Annotated in this window: 7 protein-coding genes; all 7 read left to right on the forward strand. The window is 63.3% G+C overall.

The annotated features are described in order from the left end of the window. The first annotated feature begins 120 nt into the window (after nt 1-120). The 7 genes from sfnG (at nt 121) to EN969_RS08625 (ending at nt 7,782) form a co-directional block, all read left to right on the forward strand. Nucleotides 121-1,221 (forward strand): dimethylsulfone monooxygenase SfnG, encoded by a 1,101-nt coding sequence (gene sfnG, locus EN969_RS08595; RefSeq protein WP_063169858.1) that lies wholly within the window; start codon nt 121-123, stop codon nt 1,219-1,221. A gap of 112 nt (nt 1,222-1,333) precedes the next feature. Then, complete coding sequence (locus EN969_RS08600) at nt 1,334-2,266, forward strand: ABC transporter ATP-binding protein (protein WP_063169859.1); 933 nt, start codon at nt 1,334-1,336, stop codon at nt 2,264-2,266. Beyond that, nucleotides 2,263-3,162: a branched-chain amino acid ABC transporter permease gene (locus EN969_RS08605; RefSeq protein ID WP_032898718.1), complete on the forward strand. Its 900-nt coding sequence runs from the start codon at nt 2,263-2,265 to the stop codon at nt 3,160-3,162. Before EN969_RS08600 ends, EN969_RS08605 begins: the two co-directional genes overlap by 4 nt. Nucleotides 3,163-3,165: 3 nt before the next feature. Next, the gene (locus EN969_RS08610; protein WP_063169860.1) at nt 3,166-4,206 is read left to right on the forward strand and encodes a branched-chain amino acid ABC transporter permease; all 1,041 of its coding nucleotides are present in this window, start codon (nt 3,166-3,168) and stop codon (nt 4,204-4,206) included. Nucleotides 4,207-4,286: 80 nt separating this feature from the next. Beyond that, nucleotides 4,287-5,624 (forward strand): ABC transporter substrate-binding protein, encoded by a 1,338-nt coding sequence (locus tag EN969_RS08615; protein WP_013528156.1) that lies wholly within the window; start codon nt 4,287-4,289, stop codon nt 5,622-5,624. Nucleotides 5,625-5,703: 79 nt separating this feature from the next. Beyond that, nucleotides 5,704-6,510, forward strand: a complete 807-nt coding sequence (locus EN969_RS08620; protein ID WP_024501876.1) for an ABC transporter ATP-binding protein — start codon at nt 5,704-5,706, stop codon at nt 6,508-6,510. Nucleotides 6,511-6,534: 24 nt separating this feature from the next. After that, nucleotides 6,535-7,782, forward strand: coding sequence for an SfnB family sulfur acquisition oxidoreductase (locus tag EN969_RS08625; RefSeq protein ID WP_063169861.1), 1,248 nt, complete (start codon nt 6,535-6,537; stop codon nt 7,780-7,782). The last annotated feature ends 15 nt before the right edge of the window (nt 7,783-7,797 follow it).

Here is a 7,797-nt window from a genome sequence, read left to right on the forward strand (position 1 = left end):
TCCCAAGAGCGCCCCAAAAACGGAAAATCCTTCTTTGTATATATATTCTATAAACATAATAAATATCAGAGCCGGCGCGACCGGAGCGATCAACGACACGGCCTGAATGGGAGACAGTTCATGGCACATGCAGAAGCCGATCCGATCAAATTCGCCTACTGGGTGCCGAATGTTTCGGGCGGCCTGGTGATTTCCAACATCGAGCAGCGCACCAACCATTCTGCCGAGTACAATCGCAAGCTGGCGCAGATCGCCGAGAAGGCCGGCTTCGACTACGCGCTTAGCCAGATACGTTTCACGGCCGGCTACGGCGCCGACGAACAGCATGAATCGGTGGCGTTCAGCCATGATCTGCTGGCGGCGACCACGACGCTCAAGGTCATCGCAGCGATCCTGCCAGGACCATGGAACCCGGCGCTGGCGGCCAAGCAGATCGCCACCATCAGCTACCTGACCAACGGCCGCGTCGCGATCAACCTTGTCTCCGGCTGGTTCCGCGGCGAGTTCCACGCCATCGGCGAGCATTGGCTCGACCATGACGAGCGCTACCGCCGCTCGGAGGAATTCATCCGTGCGCTGCGCGGAATATGGACTGAAGACAGCTTCACCTTCCGTGGCGATTTCTACCGCTTCAATGAGTATTCGCTGAAGCCGAAACCGCCGCAAGTACCCGAAATCTTCCAGGGCGGCTCGTCGCGCGCCGCGCGCGACATGGCATCGCGCGTCTCGGACTGGTACTTCACCAACGGCAACACGCCGGCCGAGATCGCCAAGCAGGTCGATGATATCAGAGTCAAGGCGAAGGCCAATAACCATTCCGTCAAAGTTGGCGTCAACGCCTTCGCGGTCGTTCGCGAGACCGAGGACGAGGCCAGGGCGGTGCTCGCCGAAATCATCGCCGAGGCCAATCCCGACGCGGTCAATGCTTTTGGCCATGAGGTCAAGAATGCCGGCAAGGCCTCGCCGGAAGGTGAGGGCAATTGGGCGAAATCGTCCTTCGACGATCTGGTCCAGTACAATGACGGTTTCCGCTCGAACCTGATCGGCACCCCCAGGCAGGTCGCTCAACGCGTCGTCGACCTGAAGCGCGCGGGTGCGGATCTTATCCTGCTCGGTTTCCTGCACTTCCAGGAGGAGGTCGAGTATTTCGGCAAGCATGTCATCCCGCTCGTTCGCGAACTGGAACACGCCGAGGCGGCGGCGTCGCTGGCGGCGGAATAGTCACCCCATAGGCACGCCGGACAGGCGCCGGCCCGCACGCACGAAGCTTGCCCGGCGCGCTGATCCGTCGGGCGGCAACAGGATTTTGCGCGCCTAATCGAGGACGATTGGAATGCCGTTGCCCAGTTATACGCTCGGAGTGATGGAGGCTTCCGCCTATGCACCGGAGGTCTTTGCGCGCGGCCTGCCGTCAGACCAGCGGCCGGAGCAGTCGTTCGAAGATGCCGCCAGGCCGGCAGAGTCCGTTGCCGCCGCCTCTCCGTTGCTTTCGCTTCAGGGCATCAGCCTGTCCTTTGGCGGCGTCGTGGCACTGGCCGATATCGACCTATCGGTCCGCCAAGGCGAGATCCGTGCCATCATCGGCCCGAACGGCGCCGGCAAGAGTTCGCTGATCAACGTCATCAGCGGCGTCTACCGGCCGGATCGCGGCCATGTCCGGCTCGACGGTACCTCCTATGCCCAGGTCCCGACGCAGCGGCTGGCCCATCTCGGCGTCGCCAGAACCTTCCAGAATCTCGCACTGTTCAAGGGCCTAAGCGTCCTCGACAATGTCGCCTCTGGCCTTGCCTACAAGGTTCGCTCCAACTTTGCCGGCCAGGTGCTCGGCATCGGCCGCTCGCGTGGCGAGCAGCGCGATTCACGCAGCCGTGCCGAACAGATCCTTGAATTCCTCCATCTCACCGCCATTCGCGACCGTCTTGTCGGCACCTTGCCTTACGGGCTGCAGAAGCGTGTCGAACTGGCCCGCGCGCTGGTGGCCGAGCCGCGCCTGCTTTTGCTGGACGAGCCGATGGCCGGCATGACAGCGAGCGAAAAGAGCGAGATGGCGTCTTTCGTCCGTGCCGCGCGCGATCGTTTCGCCACCACCGTGGTGTTGATCGAGCACGATGTCGGCGTCGTCATGGGTCTGTCCGATCGCATCGCCGTTCTCGACTACGGCCGCAAGATCGCCGACGCCACGCCCGATGAAGTCAGGAACGACCAACGCGTCATCGATGCCTATCTCGGCGTCGCCTCGGACAATGAGGACGGGGCAGGCATATGATCGCCGATTTCGACTACCAATTCTTCATCGAAGTGCTCGTCGGCGGCCTGCTCTCAGGCGTCATGTATTCGCTTGTCGCGATCGGCTTCGTGCTCATCTACAAGACCTCGGGCGTGCTCAATTTCGCGCAAGGCGCGATGCTGCTGTTTGCGGCACTCACCTTCGTCAGCCTCGTCGAGCGCGGTATTCCGTTCGCGCTGGCGCTGGCGGTCACCTTCGCCATCATGGTGGCGATGGGTGTCGCCATCGAGCGCACGGTGCTGCGGCCACTGACCAACAAGCCGCCGATCACACTGTTCATGGCGACGCTCGGCCTGTCCTACATCATCGAGGGCGCCGCCCAGCTGATCTGGGGCACGCAGGTCCATGGCCTCGATCTCGGCATCGAGGACGTGCCGCTGGAAATCGGCGGCGTGCTGATCAGCCAGTTCGACATTTTTGCCGCGGTGGTTGCCGCCGGCATGGTCCTCCTGCTGTCGCTGTTCTTCCGCTACACCCGCATCGGCCTCTCCTTCCGCGCCGTTGCCGACGACCAGTTCGCGGCCCTCGCGGTCGGCCTCAGGCTGCCCTTGATCTGGGCCACCGTGTGGGCTGCCGCCGGCCTTGTCGCCCTGGTGGCGGGACTGCTCTGGGGCGCACGCCTCGGCGTGCAGTTCTCGCTGTCGCTGGTGGTGCTGAAGGCGCTGCCGGTGCTGGTGCTCGGCGGCTTCGATTCCATCCTCGGCGCCATCGTCGGCGGGCTTCTGATCGGCGCCAGTGAGAAGCTCGCCGAGGTCTATATCGGCGATTATTTCGGCGGCGGCATCGAGAGCTGGTTTGCCTATGTCGTCGCGCTCGTCTTCCTGCTGATCCGCCCTTCCGGCCTGTTCGGCCAGAAGCTCGTTGAGAGGATCTGAACGATGACCGCGATAACAAGCGATTTCGTCGCCGCGCCGGTGCTGCCGAAATGGGTCGTACCGGTCCTGCTGCTCGCCTTCGCCTATGGTGTCGTGCCGCTGATCGGCTCAAGTTATCTGTTCGAGGCCATCCTGCTGCCGTTCCTGGCGCTCAGCCTCGCCGGCGTGGGCTTGAACATTCTCACCGGCTATGCCGGCCAGGTCTCGCTGGGCAGTGCCGCCTTCATGGCGGCGGGCGCCTTCGCCGCCTATAATTTCAACCTGCGCGTCGAGGGCCTGCCGCCGATCGGCAGCATCTTCCTGGCCGGCATCGTCGCCGCCGCGATCGGCATCGTCTTTGGCCTGCCCAGCCTGCGGCTGAGGGGTTTTTATCTCGCAGTATCGACGCTCGCCGCGCAGTTCTTCGTGCAATGGGCGCTGACCAAGTTCAGCTGGTTCTCCAACAACTCGGCGTCAGGCGTCATCGACGCGCCGAGACTGTCGATCTCAGGTTTCGCGCTCGACGGCGCCATCGGTCGCTATCTCTTCGCGCTGACAATCGTCACCGTCCTGACCTTCCTTGCCTATAGGCTGGTCTCGTCGCAGACCGGTCGCAACTTCATCGCCATCCGCGACAATGAAACCGCCGCCCGCATCATCGGCATCCCGGTGCTGAAGACCAAGCTGCTGGCCTTCGCCATCTCGTCCTTCATCATCGGCGTCGCAGGCGTCATCTGGGCCTTCGCCTATCTGAGGACCGTCGAGCCGGACGGCTTCGATCTCGATCGGTCGTTCCAAATCCTGTTCATCATCATCATCGGCGGGCTGGCTTCGATCCGCGGCGCGTTTTTCGGCGCCGCCCTCATCGTGGTTTTCCCGCTCGCTCTGTCGCGCCTCGGCGGCTTCCTGCTCGGCGATCTCTTCGATTCGGGCGTGCTCGACATGAGCCAGCGCATCGTTCTGGGCGCGCTCATCATCCTGTTTCTGATCCTTGAGCCCGACGGGCTGGTGGCGCTGTGGGACAGGGTCCGAAGACGGCTCCTGTTCGCCTGGCAGTCGACTTGAGCTGATGCATTGAAAATGAATCCCATCGGAAAATGAACAAGGGGCCGAACAAGACGGCCCATACCGGGAGTACCTCGACCATGACTTTCCTCAGCACAATCAAGGCGGCGGCGTTGTCCGCGGCGATGATCGTGTCGGTGGCCTTGCCCGCCGCGCACGCCGACGAACAATATTTTCCGCTGCAGAGCTATCGCGTCGGGCCTTACGCGGCCGGCGGCACCGGCTTCTTCGGCGGCTTCATCGACTATCTCAACCTCATCAACATCCGCGACGGCGGCGTCAACGGCGTCAAGCTGACCTGGGACGAATGCGAGACCCAGTACGAGGTCGAGCGCGGCGTCGAATGCTACGAGCGGCAGAAGAGCCATGCCGGCGCCGCCGCCTGGAACCCGCTCTCGGTCGGCATCGCCTATGCCATGATTGACCGCATCACCGCCGACAAGGTGCCGCTGATCACCGTCAACCACGGCCGCACCGATTCCACCGACGGGCGTGTCTTCCCCTACGTCTTCCCGCTGCTGCTCAATCCCTACAGCGAGACATCAGGCATCGTGAACTACATCGCCTCCAAGGAAGGCGGCATCGACAAGCTGAAGGGAAAGAAGATCGTCGTGCTCTATCACGGCTCGCCCTACGGCAAGGAGACCATCCCGATCTATGAGCTGCTGGCGCAGAAATACGGCTTCACCGTGCAGCAGATCGAGGTGCCGCATCCCGGCAACGAGCAGCAGTCGCAGTGGCTGACCATCCGCCGCGCCAAGCCGGATTTCGTCGTCCTGCGCGGCTGGGGTGTGATGAACCCGGTGGCGCTGAAGACGGCGGTCAAGGTCGGCTATCCCGTCGATCACATCGTCGGCAATGTCTGGTCGAATTCTGAAGAGGATGTCATCCCTGCCGGCGACGCCGCCAAGGGTTACACCGCCATCACCACGCAGGCTTCCGGCAACTCCTACCCGGTGGTTCAGGAGATCGTGAAGACGGTCTACGGCGCCGGCAAGGGTAACCTTGAAGACAAGGCGCGCATCGGCTCGGTCTACCACAATCTCGGCATCGTCAACGGCATCCTCAATGTCGAGGCGATCCGGATCGCGCAGGAGAAGTTCGGCCACCGCACGCTGACCGGCGACGAGGTCCGCTGGGGCTTCGAGCATCTCAAGCTTGATCCGGCCAAGGTCGAGGCGCTCGGCGCCAAGGACCTGTTCCACTCGATCAATGTCAGCTGGGACAACCATGAAGGCGAAGGCTACGTGACCTTCCAGCAGTGGGACGGCAAGAAGTGGAACGTCGTCTCCGACTGGATCGCGCCGGACTGGGCGCTGCTGCGGCCAATCATCGAGAAGTCCGCCGAGGCCTACGCCGCCGAGAAGGGCATCAAGCTGCGCACCGCCGACGATGCCAATGCTGTGACCACCAACTGATCAGTCAGTGCCGGGCGTCGCGGACCAAGTTTCCGTGGCGCCCGACCTGTTCGGTTTTCGAACCGCGAAAGAACAGCCTATGCCGAACGATGACGTCATTCTTGCTGTGGACACGGTCCATGCCACCTACAACCACGCCATCACGGCGCTGCATGGCGTCAGTTTCGAGCTCAGGCGCGGCCAGATACTGGCATTGCTCGGTGCCAATGGCGCTGGCAAGACCACGACGCTGAAGGCCGTCTCCAACCTGCTGCCGGCCGAACGCGGCCAGGTCAATGCCGGCACCATCCGCTATGACGGCTCGGATGTCTCGCGCCGCAAACCGGGTGATCTGGTGCGCGCCGGGCTGGTTCAGGTGCTGGAAGGCCGCCACTGCTTCAAAAGCCTCACCGTCGAGGAGAATCTGATCGCCGGCGGCATCGGCCGCAGCGGCAGCCGCGCCGAGATCAACGGGGATCTCGAACGGATCTACGGCTATTTCCCGAGGCTTCGGGAAAAACGCCGGACATTGTCCGGCCTGACCTCCGGCGGCGAACAGCAGATGACCGCCATCGGCAGGGCGCTGATGTCGCGGCCGCGGCTGCTCGTCCTGGACGAACCGTCGATGGGGCTCGCGCCAATCATCGTCCAGGACATCTTCCAGAGCTTGAAAAAACTCAACCGCGAGACTGGCCTATCCATCCTGGTCGCCGAGCAGAACTCCGCAGTGGCGCTGCGATATGCCGACCATGCCACGGTGCTGGAGAACGGCGTTTCCGTTCTCGCCGGCGCGGCCCCCGAGCTTCGCCAGCGCGAGGACATCAGGGCCTTCTATCTCGGTCAATCGAACCCCGGGCAACAGGCGTCACCCGCCACCAAGCCCGCCCATCTCCACGCCGTTGCCTGAATCGAAATCCCAAGGAGCAGTGAAATGACCGTTTCGACCGTCAAGACCGACAAGGCTTCCGCCGCCGTGCCGCCAGTCGCAAGGCCGATCGCCCCGGCGCACATCATCAAGGACGACGCCGAGGCGATTGCGGTTGCCCATGCGCTCGCCGCCGAATTCGTCAAGGACTCCTCCCGGCGCGACCGTGAACGGATCTGGCCGGTCGCCGAACTCGATGCCTTTTCGCAAAGCGGCCTGTGGTCGATCAATGTACCCAAGGCATTCGGTGGGCCGGAGGTGTCCTATGCGACGCTGGCGAAGGTGATCGAGATCATCTCGGCGGCGGATTCCTCGATCGGCCAGGTTGCGCAGAACCATCTCGGCGTCGTCGCTGCCATCCGCACCGTCTCCGACGCGGACCAGCAGAAGCTGCTGTTCGCCGAAGCGCTGAAGGGCACCCGGTTCGGCAACGCCTTTTCCGAGTTCGGCTCCAAGCGCGCCGCCGATTTTGAGACCCGCTTCACCGATGCCGGCGATCATGTGGTCGTCAACGGCCGGAAATTCTATTCGTCCGGCGCGCTGCTCGCCCATCTGGTGCCGATCGTGGCGCTCGATGACGAGGGCCGCGCCTGGTATGCGATCGCCGACCGCGGCGCACCCGGCCTGACCGTCATCGACGACTGGTCGAGCTTCGGCCAGCGCACGACCCTGTCCGGCACCGTCATCATCGACAACGTCAAGGTGCCGAAGACGCATCTGGTACCCGGCTACAAGGGCTACGACAAACCGACCGCCGACGGCGCCATCTTCCAGATCATCCAGGTGGCCGTGGACACCGGCATCGCCCAGGCGGCGATCGACGAGACGGTCGATTTCGTCAGGACCAAAAGCCGCGCCTGGATCGACAGCGGCGTCGACAACGCCTGGGACGATCCCTACACCATTCAGGCCATCGGCGACCTGACGCTGCGCCTGCACGCGGCGCAGGCGCTGCTCGAAAAGGCCGGTCATGCAATCGACCGGGCAGTGGCCGAGCCGACAGCCGAGACGGTGGCGCACGCCCAGATCGTCACTGCCGAGGCAAAAATCCTGTCGACAGAGATCGCCATCGCCGCCACCAACAAGCTGTTCGAACTGGCAGGGACCCGCTCAACCCTGGCCGAGCACAATCTCGACCGGCATTGGCGCAACGCGCGCACGCACACGCTGCACGATCCGGTGCGCTGGAAATACTCGATCCTCGGCAAATATTTCCTCAACGGCGAAAATCCGCCGCTGCACGCCTGGAGCTGATTTTCCACCGGCGGG

The sequence above is a fragment of the Mesorhizobium sp. M7A.F.Ca.CA.003.01.2.1 genome (assembly GCF_003998945.1).
GTDB classification, from domain to species: domain Bacteria; phylum Pseudomonadota; class Alphaproteobacteria; order Rhizobiales; family Rhizobiaceae; genus Mesorhizobium; species Mesorhizobium ciceri.